16 protein-coding genes and 1 tRNA gene are annotated in these 14,397 nt (G+C 61.1%); 8 read left to right on the top strand and 9 right to left on the bottom strand.

Going from position 1 to position 14,397, the window contains the following annotated elements:
• Positions 1-17 precede the first annotated feature (17 nt).
• The 4 genes from ACIQUB_RS04840 (at position 18) to ACIQUB_RS04855 (ending at position 2,910) form a co-directional block, all read left to right on the top strand.
• Positions 18-989, top strand: coding sequence for a beta-ketoacyl-ACP synthase III (locus tag ACIQUB_RS04840; RefSeq protein ID WP_111561168.1), 972 nt, complete (start codon positions 18-20; stop codon positions 987-989).
• A gap of 108 nt (positions 990-1,097) precedes the next feature.
• Positions 1,098-1,436 carry an integration host factor subunit alpha gene (locus tag ACIQUB_RS04845; RefSeq protein WP_018898677.1) on the top strand — a complete coding sequence of 113 codons (339 nt, stop codon included), beginning with the start codon at positions 1,098-1,100 and terminating at the stop codon, positions 1,434-1,436.
• A 230-nt stretch (positions 1,437-1,666) separates the two neighbouring features.
• Positions 1,667-2,200: a MerR family transcriptional regulator gene (locus tag ACIQUB_RS04850; RefSeq protein WP_047513173.1), complete on the top strand. Its 534-nt coding sequence runs from the start codon at positions 1,667-1,669 to the stop codon at positions 2,198-2,200.
• A gap of 71 nt (positions 2,201-2,271) precedes the next feature.
• Positions 2,272-2,910 carry an HAD family hydrolase gene (locus tag ACIQUB_RS04855; protein WP_402929118.1) on the top strand — a complete coding sequence of 213 codons (639 nt, stop codon included), beginning with the start codon at positions 2,272-2,274 and terminating at the stop codon, positions 2,908-2,910.
• Between the two features lie 3 nt (positions 2,911-2,913).
• On the opposite strand, the gene ACIQUB_RS04860 is transcribed toward ACIQUB_RS04855, so the two are convergent.
• The gene (locus tag ACIQUB_RS04860) at positions 2,914-3,063 is read right to left on the bottom strand and encodes a hypothetical protein (RefSeq protein ID WP_018898674.1); all 150 of its coding nucleotides are present in this window, start codon (positions 3,061-3,063) and stop codon (positions 2,914-2,916) included.
• 232 nt (positions 3,064-3,295) lie between these two features.
• Between ACIQUB_RS04860 and ACIQUB_RS04865 the strand changes: the two genes are divergently transcribed.
• A tRNA-Pro gene (locus ACIQUB_RS04865) sits at positions 3,296-3,372 on the top strand.
• Positions 3,373-3,626: 254 nt separating this feature from the next.
• Positions 3,627-3,839 carry a hypothetical protein gene (locus tag ACIQUB_RS04870; RefSeq protein WP_113238932.1) on the top strand — a complete coding sequence of 71 codons (213 nt, stop codon included), beginning with the start codon at positions 3,627-3,629 and terminating at the stop codon, positions 3,837-3,839.
• A 32-nt stretch (positions 3,840-3,871) separates the two neighbouring features.
• Here ACIQUB_RS04870 and ACIQUB_RS04875 read toward each other — a convergent pair whose 3' ends face one another.
• The 6 genes from ACIQUB_RS04875 to ACIQUB_RS04900 form a co-directional block, all read right to left on the bottom strand.
• Positions 3,872-4,021 (bottom strand): hypothetical protein, encoded by a 150-nt coding sequence (locus tag ACIQUB_RS04875; RefSeq protein WP_018898672.1) that lies wholly within the window; start codon positions 4,019-4,021, stop codon positions 3,872-3,874.
• 66 nt (positions 4,022-4,087) lie between these two features.
• Positions 4,088-4,381 carry a helix-turn-helix transcriptional regulator gene (locus ACIQUB_RS04880; RefSeq protein WP_113238914.1) on the bottom strand — a complete coding sequence of 98 codons (294 nt, stop codon included), beginning with the start codon at positions 4,379-4,381 and terminating at the stop codon, positions 4,088-4,090.
• Between the two features lie 38 nt (positions 4,382-4,419).
• Positions 4,420-5,664, bottom strand: coding sequence for an O-antigen ligase family protein (locus ACIQUB_RS04885; protein WP_113238915.1), 1,245 nt, complete (start codon positions 5,662-5,664; stop codon positions 4,420-4,422).
• Entirely contained in the window at positions 5,661-7,217 is a 1,557-nt protein-coding gene (locus tag ACIQUB_RS04890) for an undecaprenyl-phosphate glucose phosphotransferase (RefSeq protein ID WP_113238916.1), read from the bottom strand. The genes ACIQUB_RS04885 and ACIQUB_RS04890 overlap by 4 nt, the downstream gene beginning before the upstream one ends.
• A gap of 57 nt (positions 7,218-7,274) precedes the next feature.
• Positions 7,275-8,444: a glycosyltransferase family 4 protein gene (locus ACIQUB_RS04895; RefSeq protein ID WP_113238917.1), complete on the bottom strand. Its 1,170-nt coding sequence runs from the start codon at positions 8,442-8,444 to the stop codon at positions 7,275-7,277.
• Positions 8,445-8,450: 6 nt separating this feature from the next.
• The gene (locus ACIQUB_RS04900) at positions 8,451-9,026 is read right to left on the bottom strand and encodes a polysaccharide biosynthesis/export family protein (RefSeq protein ID WP_018898667.1); all 576 of its coding nucleotides are present in this window, start codon (positions 9,024-9,026) and stop codon (positions 8,451-8,453) included.
• Between the two features lie 189 nt (positions 9,027-9,215).
• Here ACIQUB_RS04900 and ACIQUB_RS04905 point away from each other — a divergent pair, with 189 nt between their 5' ends.
• Complete coding sequence (locus tag ACIQUB_RS04905) at positions 9,216-11,378, top strand: exopolysaccharide transport family protein (RefSeq protein ID WP_113238918.1); 2,163 nt, start codon at positions 9,216-9,218, stop codon at positions 11,376-11,378.
• Here ACIQUB_RS04905 and ACIQUB_RS04910 read toward each other — a convergent pair whose 3' ends face one another.
• Positions 11,379-12,629 carry a GNAT family N-acetyltransferase gene (locus tag ACIQUB_RS04910; protein ID WP_113238919.1) on the bottom strand — a complete coding sequence of 417 codons (1,251 nt, stop codon included), beginning with the start codon at positions 12,627-12,629 and terminating at the stop codon, positions 11,379-11,381.
• A gap of 117 nt (positions 12,630-12,746) precedes the next feature.
• On the bottom strand, positions 12,747-12,956 hold the full coding sequence (locus ACIQUB_RS04915; protein WP_018898664.1) for a DUF2842 domain-containing protein: 210 nt from the start codon (positions 12,954-12,956) through the stop codon (positions 12,747-12,749).
• 120 nt (positions 12,957-13,076) lie between these two features.
• On the opposite strand from ACIQUB_RS04915, the gene ACIQUB_RS04920 reads away from it, so the two are divergent.
• Entirely contained in the window at positions 13,077-14,180 is a 1,104-nt protein-coding gene (locus ACIQUB_RS04920) for a COX15/CtaA family protein (RefSeq protein WP_402928790.1), read from the top strand.
• Positions 14,181-14,397 lie beyond the last annotated feature (217 nt).

Genomic DNA, 14,397 nt, shown 5'->3' on the forward strand with positions numbered 1-14,397 from the left:
GACGGGATTTGAAGAATATGATCCGTTCAGTGGTTCGCGGTTTCGGATCCGCGCTTCCGAAACGCGTTATGACCAATCGCGACATGGAAGATGTCGTGGACACCTCCGACGAATGGATTGTCCAGCGCACGGGCATTCGCCAGCGTTATCTCGCCGGAGAAGATGAAACGACGTCCTCGCTTGGCGCGGCGGCGGCTCTGGCCGCGCTCGAAAAGGCCGGCATGACGCCCGATGACATCGACATGATCATCTGTGCGACGTCGACGCCCGACAACACCTTCCCGGCAACCGCCGTCAGCATCCAGAACCGTCTCGGCATGAGCCACGGCTTTGCCTTCGACGTGCAGGCGGTCTGCACCGGCTTCGTCTATGCGGTCACCACCGCCGACGCCTATATCCGTGGCGGCCTTGCCAAGCGCGTGCTTGTCATCGGCGCCGAAACCTTCTCGCGTATCCTCGACTGGAACGACCGCACCACTTGCGTGCTCTTCGGCGATGGCGCGGGCGCGATCGTGCTGGAAGCAGCCGAAGGCGAGGGGACCACGGCGGATCGTGGCGTCCTCACCGCGCATCTGCGCTCCGACGGCTCGCACAAGGAAAAGCTCTTCGTCGATGGTGGACCGTCGACCACGGGCACCGTCGGCAAGCTGCGCATGGAAGGCCGCGAAGTCTTCAAATATGCGGTCGGCATGATCACCGACGTCATCCAGGCAGCCTTCGACAGCACCGGCACGACGTCAGACGATCTCGACTGGTTGGTGCCGCATCAGGCAAATCGTCGCATCATCGATGGCTCGGCCAAGAAGCTGAATATCGCGCCTGAAAAGGTTGTCGTCACGGTTGACCTGCATGGCAACACGTCGGCGGCTTCGATCCCGCTCGCGCTCGCGGTTGCAGCCGGCGACGGACGTATCAAGAAGGGCGATCTCGTCATGCTTGAGGCGATGGGCGGCGGCTTCACCTGGGGTGCAGTCCTGCTGCGCTGGTAACAGCCAAAAACCCAAAAAGCTGACAACGAACAAAGGCTTGACCGTAAGGCGCAAGACAAATACTCTTTGCTCGTCCTCACAAAACAAAACCGATGGGCAGGGAAAAAGATGACCGGCAAAACAGTCACGCGCGCAGACTTGGCGGAATCCGTTTTTCGCAAAGTCGGTCTGTCCCGCACGGAGTCGGCGGAGCTCGTGGAGACTGTGATCGACGAGATCTGCAACGCCATCGTTCGTGGTGAGACGGTCAAGCTTTCCTCCTTCGCGACCTTCCAGGTGCGCGACAAGAACGAGCGCATCGGCCGCAACCCGAAGACCGGCGAAGAAGTGCCGATCTCTCCGCGCCGCGTCATGACTTTCAAGGCATCGAACGTCTTGAAGACCCGCATCCTGAAGGCGCACACCCTGCGCAAGGTCAAGACCAAGCCGGCCAATCCGGCTGCCTGATCGCTTTCCGATCTCGTCGCCCGACGAGGCTCATCGACGCTTCCCGTGAATTTTCCGCAACGTTTTCTGTGCGAATTCGAGACGTGACTTGAATTAACGTAAGCAAACCGTTGAAATGTGATGAGTCGCGGCTCGGACATATCAGGTGCGAGCCCCTTAGCCTTGCCGATAAACGGTAAGCGCGACGCGCTGAAGATCGCGTGCTGAAAATCGCGTAGGGAGTGAGAACCTTGGATAAGAGCCCGGATGCTTTTCGCACCATCAGCGAAGTAGCGGATGACCTCGATCTTCCGCAGCACGTGCTGCGCTTCTGGGAGACCCGCTTCCCGCAGATCAAGCCGATGAAGCGCGGCGGCGGTCGGCGATACTACCGGCCGGAAGATGTCGATCTGCTGAAGGGCATCCGGCATCTGCTCTATGATCACGGCTACACCATCAAGGGTGTGCAGAAGCTCCTGAAGACCAACGGCAACAAGTTCGTCATCGCCATCGGCCATGGCGATCTGGCAAGCGTCCAGGCGCTGACAGGCCAGAGCGAAAGCGAAGCCGGCGAGCCGAGGGTCGGCATGTCCGAAGAAGATCAGCTGGTCGGACGCGCCAAGGCGCCCGCTTCGCGCCGCTTCTTCAACTTCGGCGGTGGTGACGACGAAGCGGCAGAGGTGTCGCTCGGCAAGTCGAGCGTCGGCAAGGAAGATCGCGCGCTGTTGCAGGAGGCGCTCTATGATCTCCTGGAATGCAAGCGTCTTCTCGACCAGGTCCGCTAAGGCCGGCGTCAAGTCGTCCGGGATCATCTCATATTGCCAGCCAGGAGCTTTGCGTGCCGGTTCCCACAAAAATGTATGACGCCTTCCTGTTCGACATGGACGGGACGCTGCTCAACTCCATCGCCGTGGTCGAGCGTGTCTGGACCGGCTGGGCGGTGCGCCATGGATTTGAGCCCGAGGTGTTCCTGAAGACTATTCACGGTGTTCGCGCCAGCGACGTGATCCGCAATCTGGCGCTGCCGGGTGTCGATCCAGAGCACGAAGCAAAATTGCTGCTGCAGGAAGAGCTTGAGGATGTGAACGGGATCATCGAGATACCGGGCGCCGTAAAATTCCTGAACAGCCTGCCACCCGAGCGCTGGGCCATCGTCACCTCGGCGCCGACAGAGCTTTTCAAGCTCCGAATGGCGGCAGCCGGCATCCCGATACCGAAAGTGATTGTAACGGGTGAAGAGGTTTCATCCGGAAAGCCAAGCCCGGAAGGCTATCGCCTTGGCGCCGAGCGTCTAGGCGTCGATCCGGCCAAGTGCCTCGTGTTCGAGGACGCGGTCGCCGGCATTCTCGCGGGCGAGGCGGCGGGCGCGGATGTGGTCGTTGTGACCCAGACCCACGCCACGCCCTTTGAAACGCCGCATATGTCGATCGCCGATTATCTCGGCTGCAGCGTTACGATCGCCGAAGACGGGCGTATCGGCTTTACGCGCGGCTAGCGCTTACTGCTTGCGCGGCAGGCCTTGCTTCTGCATCCGCTCGAACGCCGCCATCATCTTCGCCTTGACGGAACCGAGCGTTCCGAGCTCGTGGCCGCAGGTGAAGCATGTCAGCATGTCGCTATCCAGCGGCTGCGGACGTTCGAACTTCATTCTGGTGTTCCTGCACTTCGGGCAGGGGATCTCGATTTCCATGCTATGTCTCCCTGAGCAATCTGACGTCCCAATAGTCAGATGATCGCGGCAGGGCAAGCTCTTTGCGGCGGCGGAGAGCTTCGTCGCGTGCGGTCTGCCGAAAAGAACCGGTGAATTTCTGAGCGATGTCGATTTTTCGCTTGCACCGAGAATCCCAAAAGACTAACAGGATCAGGCCGTAAAGGCAGGTCGGGGCGTAGCGCAGCCCGGTAGCGCACTTGACTGGGGGTCAAGGGGTCGCAGGTTCAAGTCCTGTCGCCCCGACCATTTAATCAGATTTTCGGCAGCCCCCAGGAGCCGAGATCACAATCAAAACTCTGATGAACAACTGGATTTGGCAGCCCCGTCGCGGCGCAGCGCGAATTGTTGATTCGATATCTGTCAACAACATTTGACGTGGATATCCAGTATTAAATTGGATTAAGCCGACGCTGAGAATAAATCAACTGGTAAACCTATGGTCGTCTCGAATATCGCGCCAACTTGTGGCATGGATATACCGAAGATGCATGAGGTTGTTCATGATTGATGTCGCCGGAAGTCAATCTATTCGTGAATGGATGTCAGTGGGACTTTCGAAGTTGATCGATAATGCTATCCAGGCCGGTTGGCCGGAGCATGATGTCGCGCTGTTGCTGATGGAGCTTGCAGAGGATCATTTCATGCGGGTTACGGCCGGCGTCATCATTGACGACGCGCTGTATTCCCAGCGCGCCGCCAATATCAAGAACTGAGCGCGATTGCTCGCGCCAGTCGCTTGCAAGTGTCATTTCTGCTCGATGGACACGCCGTTCTGGCCGATGCTCATCTCGACGCCCTTGGGCTTCGTCTGTTCGTGATAGATATAGGCGCCAAGCCCGGCGACGACGACAATCAGAGCGCCGATAACAACATAAAGACCGTTCGAGTTTCTCAAGAAACATCCCCCAACATTTTGATAATGCGCGGGAATAACGCGAAACCTCGATTTTGGTTCCAGCGTTCAGTCGTCGTTTGCAGAGTTCAGGTTTTCCGGACGGATACCCTCGTCGCTGCCGCTGCGTGCCTTCAGCCGAACGCCCGGCCCACCCTCGTCATGGTTGCCGCTGGCAATGAAGAGCACGCCAGCCGTTTCGAGCGCCTGTTTGACCGTCAGCAGCGCCTGCGGCTCGCCTTGCGTCTCGTCGCGCTCAAGAGTTTCGAGGGTCGCGACGGGCAGGCCGGATGCGGTTGCCAGTTGCTCTATAGAGATGCCCATCATGGCGCGGGCGGCGCGTATCTGCATGGCTGTGATCATAAGGAAAGACTAGCGCGCCGGTGGCGGTTCGCAAGGGCTCAGTGGCGCTCGCGAGCGTTTGGATCGCGCATATGCCGCGCCTCAAGCGCGGCGCAGCCCCATACGACGCCGAATAGCAGGTAGACATGGCGCCAGTGATCGATGTCGATGACGTTGCCGATCGCGGCATGGCCGAGAACGCCGATCCAGGCGATCATCAGATAGGGCTGCCAGGGACGGTTCTTGAGCAGGTTCTTGAAGCCGAGATAGAAGGTCCAGAAGAGCATGCCGACATAGCTGACGAAGCCAAGCCAGCCGTAGGTCGTCAGCGATTTCAGCCAGATATTGTGCTCGTCTTCAGGAAAGATGGTGCCGAACACCATCGGCCCGATCCCGAGTGGCCGCTCCATCATCATCGTGAAGCCGATCCGGTGGCGGTCGAAGCGCCCGAGGTGCTCGCCGTCATATTGCTGCACAAGCTGCGCGCGCGTCGAGAATAGGTCGCTGACCTTGGGAAACTGCAGCGCGATCACAAGCGACGCCACCATCATCAGGATCGCGGCGAGCGAAAGAACGAGAATGCGCAGCCGAAATGCGCCGCTGCGTTCCTTGAGCAGCATCACGAAGATCAGGAGGATGATGGTGAGCAGGAACAATCCCCACGCGGCGCGCGAAAACGACAGGAACACGCCGAGCGCGAGGATCAGGAGTGCCGCCGCCTTGATCGGCGCGGCCCGCAGGTTTCCGGTCAGGATGCCGTGCACGAGATAGAGGGAAGGGGGCACGAGGAATGGTCCGAACACGTTCGGGTCCTGAAATGCACCCTTGGCGCGGTCATATAGCGTGAAGACCTCAGAGCCCGGAAAGGCGTGGAAATAGCCGAGAATACCGAGCATCGAGGTGATGACGGCCGCGAACGTCCAGGCGTTGAAGATGAGCGGCAGCCGACGATGACTGTCCTCGATGATTGCGGCGTAGAAGACGGCCGTCAGTGCGAGGAAGGTCGAGACCGCCACATACATCGGACCATCGGCAAGGTCCTTCATCTGCGTCAGCGACAGCATGCCGCCGATGTTGAATGTGATCAGCAGGGCCAGAAGCGGAACGGTATAGCGCGAAATCCTGAGGCCGAGGATGAACCACAGCCCGACGAGCGCGGCCATCCAGAGTTCATAGGGGGCCGGCTCGCTGATGACGAAGCCCGACAGAAACACGCCGACGGTCACGGCGGCCGAGCCGATCAGTCGCAGCGTTGCCCGTTGTGGATGGGCGACGCGTGGATATGTCGCCTCGATCGCGCTCAATAGGCGTTTTCCGTGTTGAACAGGCGGAACGGCGTGAGGAACAGGATCTTCAGGTCGAACCAGAGCGACCAGTTCTCGATGTAGTAGAGATCGTAGGCCGTGCGGAACTTGATCTTGTCGTCATTGTCGACTTCGCCGCGCCAGCCATTGATCTGCGCCCAGCCGGTCACGCCGGGCTTGACGCGGTGGCGCGCGAAATAGCCCTCGACGACATCGCCGAAGGCGCGGTCGCGGGCCTGTGCAAGCACGGCATGCGGGCGGGGGCCGACGAGCGAGAGATTGCCGAGAAGCACGTTGAACAGCTGCGGCAGTTCGTCGATCGACGTCTTGCGGATGAAGCGGCCGACGGGCGTGACGCGCGGATCGCCCTTGGTCACCGCCGCCCTCCCGGTCGGGTCGCTCATGTTTGTATACATCGAGCGGAACTTGAAGACGTTGATGACCTCGTTGTTGAAGCCATGCCGCTTCTGCATGAAGAAGACTGGTCCCTGCGAGGTCGCCTTGATGGCGATGGCCGTTCCCAGCATGATCGGCCAGAGCACGAGCAGCGCAAGCACGGCGAAGAAGATGTCGAAGCAGCGCTTGGCCACCGAATCCCAGTCGCGAATGGGCTTGTTGAAGATATCGAGCATCGGCACCGAGCCGACATGCGAATAGGCGCGCGGACGGAAGCGCAGGCGGTTGGAATGCGCGGCGAGACGGATATCGACGGGCAGCACCCACAGCTTCTTCAACAATTGCAAGATGCGCGCTTCGGCGCTCAGCGGCAGCGCGATGATCAGCATGTCGATGCGTGTCAGGCGCGCGAACTCGACGAGCTCGCCGATGGTCCCGAGCTTCGGATAGCCCGCGACCATCGCCGGCGACCGCTTGTCGCCGCGGTCGTCGAAGATGCCGCAGATGCGGATATCGTTGTCGGGCTGCTGTTCGAGCAGGCGAATGAAATCCTTGGCCGGCTGGCCGCCGCCGACGAGAACCGCGCGGCGCTCCATGATGCCGTTTCGCGCCCAGTTGCGGATGCCGTAGGCAAGCAGGAAGCGCGATGCGAGCAGGAAGACGCCGCCGAGGATGAACCACGAGAGATAGGACCGCAGCTGGGCCGCATCGACAGGACTGACGATCGCGACAATGGCGACCATGGCGCCAAAGACCAGCGTCCATGCCAGGAGCACCTTCGGCAGCGGGCGCGTGCGGGCGCGCAGTGCCGGGATCGTGTAGCAATCGGACGTCTGCAGGGCGAGCACCAGAAGGGCACCGACGCACAAGGAGGCGACGGCGCGCATGGCGACGGTTTCGTCCGTATCCATCCAAATCAGGAACGAGAGGAGGCCGATGCCGAACTGGGAGAGAAATTCGATCAGGCGAAACTGGCCGATCATGATCGCGGGCGTGCGTGTGCCATCGCTGAACTGCTCGGCGATCTGACGCGCGTAGTCGTTGAGCGGCTCCGAGGTGGTCTTCTCAGTGCCGCCGCCGGCGCGTCGATTGACGTCGGAAACTTGCTTGCGCAGGGTTTCCAGATCAAATTGATCGTTGTTCTCTGCCTTGTTCATGAGGCTACCGCCGCTGTTTCACCAGTCGGCAATAGCAGAAAGCCCCTAAGAAACGTTTTACGAAGTGGCTTTACTTGTCTTTGCGGCCCGGCGCTCAAGCAGATCGCGGTAAAGTTTCAGCACATCCTTGGCCATGACCGTGGCGGAAAAGACCGCCCGTACCTGATCGATTGGAGGCATGGTTTTTTCGTGCCATTCGGGAACGCGGATGGCATCGGCCATCACCCGGGCGAGGTCGTCTGCATTGTCAGGGGCGACCAGCGCCTCGCTATCCTTGCCAAGCGCTTCCGGAATGCCCCCGACGCGGGTCGCGATGATCGTCTTGCCGGCGCCCAGCCCCTCCAGCACGATATAGGGCATGGCTTCCGCGCGTGAGGGTACGACGAGGTTTTGCGACATCGCGAATGCCTGCTGCACGCGCATCGCAGGCAGCATGCCGATACGCTTGCCCAAGCCGCGCTCGACCATCATCTCGCGGTAGCGATCCCGATCCGGCCCATCGCCGATCATCAGCGCCGACAGCGGCCGGCCGATCAGGCGCTCCGTCTTTGCAAACGCGTCCACAAAAAGGTCGGGACCCTTAAGGTCCCGCAACATGCCAACGTAGATGAAGTGGACGGCATCGGACCGGGTGGGGACGAGCTCGAAGTCCCGCTCGCTGATACCGTTGTAGATCAACCGCGTCTGCGTCCGCGGGCGGCCGACCCTCTTGGTGTAGGTGTCGCGCTCGTACTCGCAGATGAACACCAGGGCGTCCGTGAGATATTCCTGCAGCCGCTCCATGCGGAGCACGAATTGCCCCAGGAGCGATGAGCGGGAATAATGCAGGCTTCCGCCATGGGCAGTGTAGAGGCGGGCTACGCAATACCTGTTCACCCGCAGGGCTGAGCCGGCTAGTCGCGCGAGCACGCCGCCTTTGGCGCCGTGTCCGTGCAGCACATCCGGCCGCAAACTTTTGATCTTCTTGTAGGCGTCCCAAAGCATGCCGATATCCGAAGGGCTGATCGAGCGCCGGATCGGCACGCGCGTCAGGCCCAGCGCCAGATAAGGCCTGATATCGTCGAACAGCGCGTCCTCATGCTCTCCCCCGGTCGAGCTGTCGCAAAGAATACCCACTTCATGGCCAGCCTTGCTGTGCTCGATTACCAGATCGCGCACGTGGCGGAAGATGCCGCCGACCGGGGACCTGAAGCAGTGGATGATGCGAAGGGGCCGCTGTTCGCTCATCTATGATCAGAACAGCCGTTCGCGGACATAGAGCGTATCGCCGGCGATAATGGCGGACGAGATGTTGACGCGTCCGGTCATCACCTGGCCGTTGATCTTTCTGGTCACATCGACGGCGCTCTGGTTGGCGCGCGGCGTGAAGCCGCCGGCTACGGCGATCGCGTTCTGCGCGGTCATGCCGGGCACGTAGGCGTATTGCCCGGGCTGACCGACTTCACCCATGATGAAGATGGAGCGATAGCGGTCGACATCGATGGTGACGTCGGGGTCGCGGAGGTAGCCCTGCTTGAGCTTCTGCGCGATCTGGCCGGAGAGTTGCTGCAACGTGCGGCCACGCGCCGGGACCTGGCCGACAAGCGGGAAGGCGATGTAGCCGGCTTGGTCAATCGTGTAGGTGTTGGTCATGCTCGGCTGATCGAACACGGTAATACGGAGCCTGTCGCCGCTATCCAGCGAATAGGGCTGGATCGTTGCCTGGTTGAATGCGCGCGGCGCGGGCTGATAGCTGTTGCAGCCGCCCAAGACTGCTGTCATGGCGGCGAGGCTCAAAGCCATCAGAAACTTGGGCTGTGCGACGGGCATCTGCTTCTCACAGGAAACGAAACTCTTGCCCCGTTATCGATCCGTTAGGGTTAATGACCGGTAAAGACCGCCGTCAAATTCGCTCTTTCTTGAGTTGCGGCAGGCAGTCGACCCCACGCCCGCAAGCATTAACCCTTGAGTTACTATAGTCATTTACCCTCGCGGCACCTTTGTTCTTGGAGTACGAGCATGTCCGGCGTGACGGGTAATCAGGATGTCGATATCGATCTTGCCCAGCTGGTTCGCGGCGTCTGGGCCCGTCGGCTCAAGGTCGTGGCGATCACCTTGCTCGGGGCAGGGGTGGCCTTTGCCGGCGCCAAGATGATCTCGCCGAAGTATCGCAGCGAGACCCGCATCCTGATCGAGCCGCGCGCGCCGGCCTTCGCCACCGCGCAGGCAACGGATGCGAACGCAGGCCAGCTCCTCGACGAGCTGAATATCTCCAGCCAGGTGCAGCTCCTGCAGTCGGCCGATCTCATCAAGCAGGTCATCAGCAGCCAGAAGCTCTACGATCTTCCAGAGTTCGACGCAGCCGCCAACAGCTCCGCGCTCGGCGACATTCTGATCGCGCTGCATTTGAAGAAGAGCCCGCTCGCCAACCCGCCGGAAGAGCGCGTCATCGACGCCTTCGTTGAGCGCCTGCAGGTCTATCAGGTCCCCGGTTCCCGCGTCATTGGCATTACCTTCACCTCCAAGGATCCGGCGCTCGCCGCAACGATCCCCAATGCCATGGCCGCCGCCTATCTCGCCAAGCAAAGCGGCGCCAAGCTCGATTCCAACTCGGAAGCCACGCGTTGGCTGGAACCTGAAATCGAGAACCTCCGCACCAAGGTCAGCGACGCCGAGCAAAAGGTTGCCGAATATCGCGCCGCCCACGGCCTGCTGCCGACCAACGGCGGCGGCAATTTCCAGACGCAACAGCTGAACGATATCTCCGCCGAATTGACGCGTGTCCGCGGCGAGAGGGCCAACGCCGAGGCGCGGGCGCAGTCTGTGCGCAATGCGCTGTCGTCGGGCGAAGCGTCCGATACGCTGCAGGACATCATGTCGTCTCAGTCGATCCAGCGGCTGAAGGGAACGGAATCTGGCCTGCAGTCGCAGATCTCGGACCTCCAGACCTCGCTCCTCAACAACCATCCGCGCCTGAAGAGCCTCCGCGCCCAGCTCGCCGACATCAAGACGCAGATCCGTCAGGAAACGCAGAAGATCCTGGCAAGCATCGAAAACGAAGCCAAGGTCGCGACCCTTCGCGAGCAGGAGCTCGAGCAGCAGTCCAACAAGGTCAAGGCCAACAGCGCCCAGGCCGGTGAGGATGAGGTTGGCCTGAACGCGCTTGAGCGCGAGGCCGCCGCTCAGCGTCAGCTGCTCGAAACCTACCTGTCGCGCTTCCGCGAGGCCGCATCGCGCGCCGACAAGAATTCCAGCCCGGCTGATGCCCGCATCGTCTCGACCGCTGTTCAGCCGGTCGATCCCTACTTCCCCAAGGTCGTCCCGATCGTTGTCGTTGCTGCACTTGCGACCTTCATCATGACCTCGATCGCGATCATGCTGGCGGAGCTCTTCAGCGGTCGCGCGCTGCGGCCGACGTCGAGCGCTGAGGTCGAGGAACGTATCGAACGGGAAACGGTCGAAGTTGTCGTCGCTGCGCCGCCAGCACGCACACCCGCGTCGAGCATGCTCGCCGTCCATCAGGAAGAGAAAGACGAACAACAAGACGAAGTCCCCGAAGAACTCGTCCCGGAACAGCCTGAGGAGGAGAACGAGTTCTCCATCGCTTCCGTCGCGCATTATCTCATCGGCAGCCGTGCGCCGCTGGCGATCGCCATTTCACCGACCGGTGACAATGGCTCGGCCGCGACCGTTGCCCTGGCGCGCACGCTTGCGTCCGCTGGTTCTCGCGTCGTGCTCGTCGACATGACCGGCTCCGGCCACCCGACGGAACTGATGGCGCAGGGCCGCTCGCTGCCTGGCGTCACCGACCTTCTGTGCGGTGAAGCAGCCTTTGGCGACACCATCCATGGTGATTACCTCTCCGACGCCCACTTCATCCCGCAGGGCACCAGCGACATGCGTCGCGCCATGCGCGGGGCCGATCGCCTCTCGCTGCTGCTCGACGCTCTCTCCTCGGCCTACGATCTGGTGCTAGTCGAATCCGGCGCTGCTGATGTGGCCGGCGTCTCCAAGCTCACGCAGAGCAAGACGGTCGAGATCATTCTCTCCATGCCCGAGATCGTAGAAGAAGAGTTCGTGGCCGCGATGACCAGCTTCGAAGAGGCAGGCTACGAGCGCGTCGTGCTGATGTCCGGCGGCAACACGGATGGCAATGCGACGGTCGCCCAGCAGGCCGCTTAATCAGACGCCAGCGAACCGGCGCAGGCGCTGGGCGGCGCGATAAAGCCGCTGCTGCGATTTGACGTAGGCCTTGGCGCGGGTGACGAGTCGGTGCACCACGCCGGCGACCATTCCGCGAGCGGTAAGGGGCAGAACGACATCATAATGATCCGTCTCGACAGGCGCCCAGGAGCGCTTGTAGCCTTGGTCGCCCAGGCCGAAATCGAACATGCTGACGCCCTTGCCATGCAGGCCCGATATCATCTGCCAGAACAGAAACTCGCCCGGGCTGGCCTCGGCACCGATGCTCTCGTCGATCGCGCTGAACTGGCAGATCACATGATCGCCCTTGCGCGAAATACCGGCGACAGCCGCCACGTGACCGGCATGCTCGCCCTTCAGCTGGATCGCATGCATTTCGAGACCTGACAGCTCGTTCTGGGCATCGCGGATATCGATCGCGCCATGAAGAAAGGCCTTCGTCTCGGCGTCGGCGAAGACATTGGGCAGCCCCATCGCTTTGAAGCGTTCGCTCTTCAGCCGGAAGAACTGGTCGAGAAGCGCGTGCTGGCTCTCGGTATCCGTGCCATGGACATAATCGAAGCCCCCGAGTTCCTCCAGCCGCTTCGACTGCACCCGGAACTTCTTCCGCCGGCTCTTTGCGTTCAACTGCTTCAGCGTCGCTTCCATCGTGTCGAACAGCGGCAACTGATAGGCGTGGTTCTGATTTTGGACCATTGGCAACAGCGCCAGCGGATTGCGACGGCCGCGCCATGTCAGGGGAATGTTCTGCAGGAGCAGGAGATAGGCTTTGCCCTTGAGAGCGCCGGAGATGCGCGCGGCAAGGTCATGCGCATCGAGCGTCTCGAAGGCATCCGCGAAATCGGTGGCGAACAGTCCTGTATTGACGTTGCTGTGGTCGGCGCCGATGAACTTCGCGACACGCACGCCGCGCGAGCGAATGATCTCGACGGGGAGAATGAAGACGGTTCGCGTCCCAGACCGGCCACGGATGACGGCGGCCGGATTGCCGTAGGCCTTCATCCAGGATGCGCACCAGTCATATCCCTGGTGCAGGGAATTCAGATTGTCACGCTCGAGCGCACGCCATTCGGGCTCGATAGCCTCGATGGTATCGACGATGTCGATGTCGATCTCGATCGCATCGAAGGAGAGCCGCGCATTGATCTCCCTGAGTTTCGCCAATCCGGCACCGGCGTCTGCGGCGATGTCACGCGGCGCGGATTCCAATGGAAGCTTCTGCGTTTGCACGGGCGTTCTCCGGGAAAAGATACTGCCCGGGAAAATAGCGCGCCAGCGCATCCATTTCCTTTACGCGCACCGCGCCGCCGCCTTTTCCGTCAATCACGGTTAGTCCGCGATTAATGCCTATTGCTGCTTCGGGCCCGCCATCCACTTGATGATGACCATCGCCGGCAACACCCAGAGCAGTCCCGTCAGCGAGAAATAGAGCAGGTGCCCCCACCATGGCGCATTGCCGAGCGTCGCAACCGCGATCGTATTCGCAACCAGCGCATAGACCAGAACGAGGACGACGATGAGGATGGTGCCGATGAACTTGCGAAGGCGGACAGGCATCTGGTGAATTCCGGTATGGGATGTGCAGGCAGGCCACCGCGACTGCATGCCGCAAATGTTCGGACTTGTTTTGCATCAGTGGCTAAGGCAAATCAACTGTCGGAACGAAGGAGTCCATCCATGGCCGTCGCTGATCTCACGACTGAACAGGAAATTCTGCGCCAGGTGCGCAAGCAGGATGATAACCGCAAGGCCATACGAATTTGGCTCGGCATCGTCCTTCTGGCGCTGTTCTGTCTGGTGATTGTGGGCGGCGCTACGCGACTGACCAATTCCGGCCTGTCGATCACCGAATGGAAGCCGATCCATGGCGTTATCCCACCACTGAACGCCACGGAATGGGAAGAGGAATTCAAGCTCTACCAGCGCATTCCCGAGTTTCAGCAGATCAACAGCGACATGACCGTAGATGAGTTCAAGGGCATTTTCTGGTGGGAATGGGCCCACCGCCTGATCGCCCGCGGTATCGGCGTGATCTTCGCGCTGCCGCTGCTCTACTTCTGGGCAACCGGCAGGATCGAGCGCCGACTGCGCTGGCCTCTCGTCGGCATTCTGGCGCTCGGCGGCTTCCAAGGCGCGATCGGCTGGTGGATGGTGTCGTCGGGACTGACCGCGCGCACCGATGTCAGCCAGTACCGCCTGGCGACGCACCTCATCACCGCCTGTCTGATTTTCGCATCCTGCATGTGGATCATGCGCGCGCTCTCGCCGCATTCCGAAGACATGGCGCCGACTAAAAGCGCGCGTGTCTGGGCCGGCGTGATCGCCGCCCTGACCTTGTTCCAGATCTATCTCGGCGCGCTAGTCGCCGGTCTCGATGCGGGCTTCACCTACAATACATGGCCGCTGATGGACGGCGCCATCGTGCCGTCCGATCTGCTGATCCAGCAGCCCGCATGGATCAACTTCTTCGAAAACCCGAAGACGGTGCAGTTCATCCACCGCATTGGCGCCTACACGCTCTTTGCAGTGACACTGATCAACATGATCATGCTGCTGCGCGCAGCACCCGCTACGACCCACGCGCGCCGCGCCGTCGTCATGTTCGCCCTCGTCACCATCCAGGCCTCGATCGGCATCGCCACCTTGCTGCTCGAAGTCCCGCTCCACTGGGGCCTGCTGCACCAGGGCGGCGCACTCGTCGTCTTCGGCTTCGCGATCGCCAACTGGCGCGGCTTCTACGGCGAATACCCACACGCGACGGTTATCGCCGAACGCGATTGATTTGGAGCCACGATCGGCGCGAATGCGCGGGTCGTGGCTAGCCTTGCGCTTCAATAGCGCCTTACAGCAATCAAGAAGCTTGTCTCAGCGAGATCCGGCGGGAAGCCGATCTCGCTGTTTGCTTGTCTGCCTATCGCTAAACCGTTGCAGCTTCTGGCTGGAACCAGTTTCCCGCTTATGAAAGCCGGCGGCGCCGGTGTGCGTAGCCGAGCTAGCG

It is taken from the genome of Rhizobium sp. NPDC090275 (assembly GCF_044772225.1).
In the GTDB taxonomy this organism is placed as follows: Bacteria; Pseudomonadota; Alphaproteobacteria; order Rhizobiales; family Rhizobiaceae; genus Rhizobium.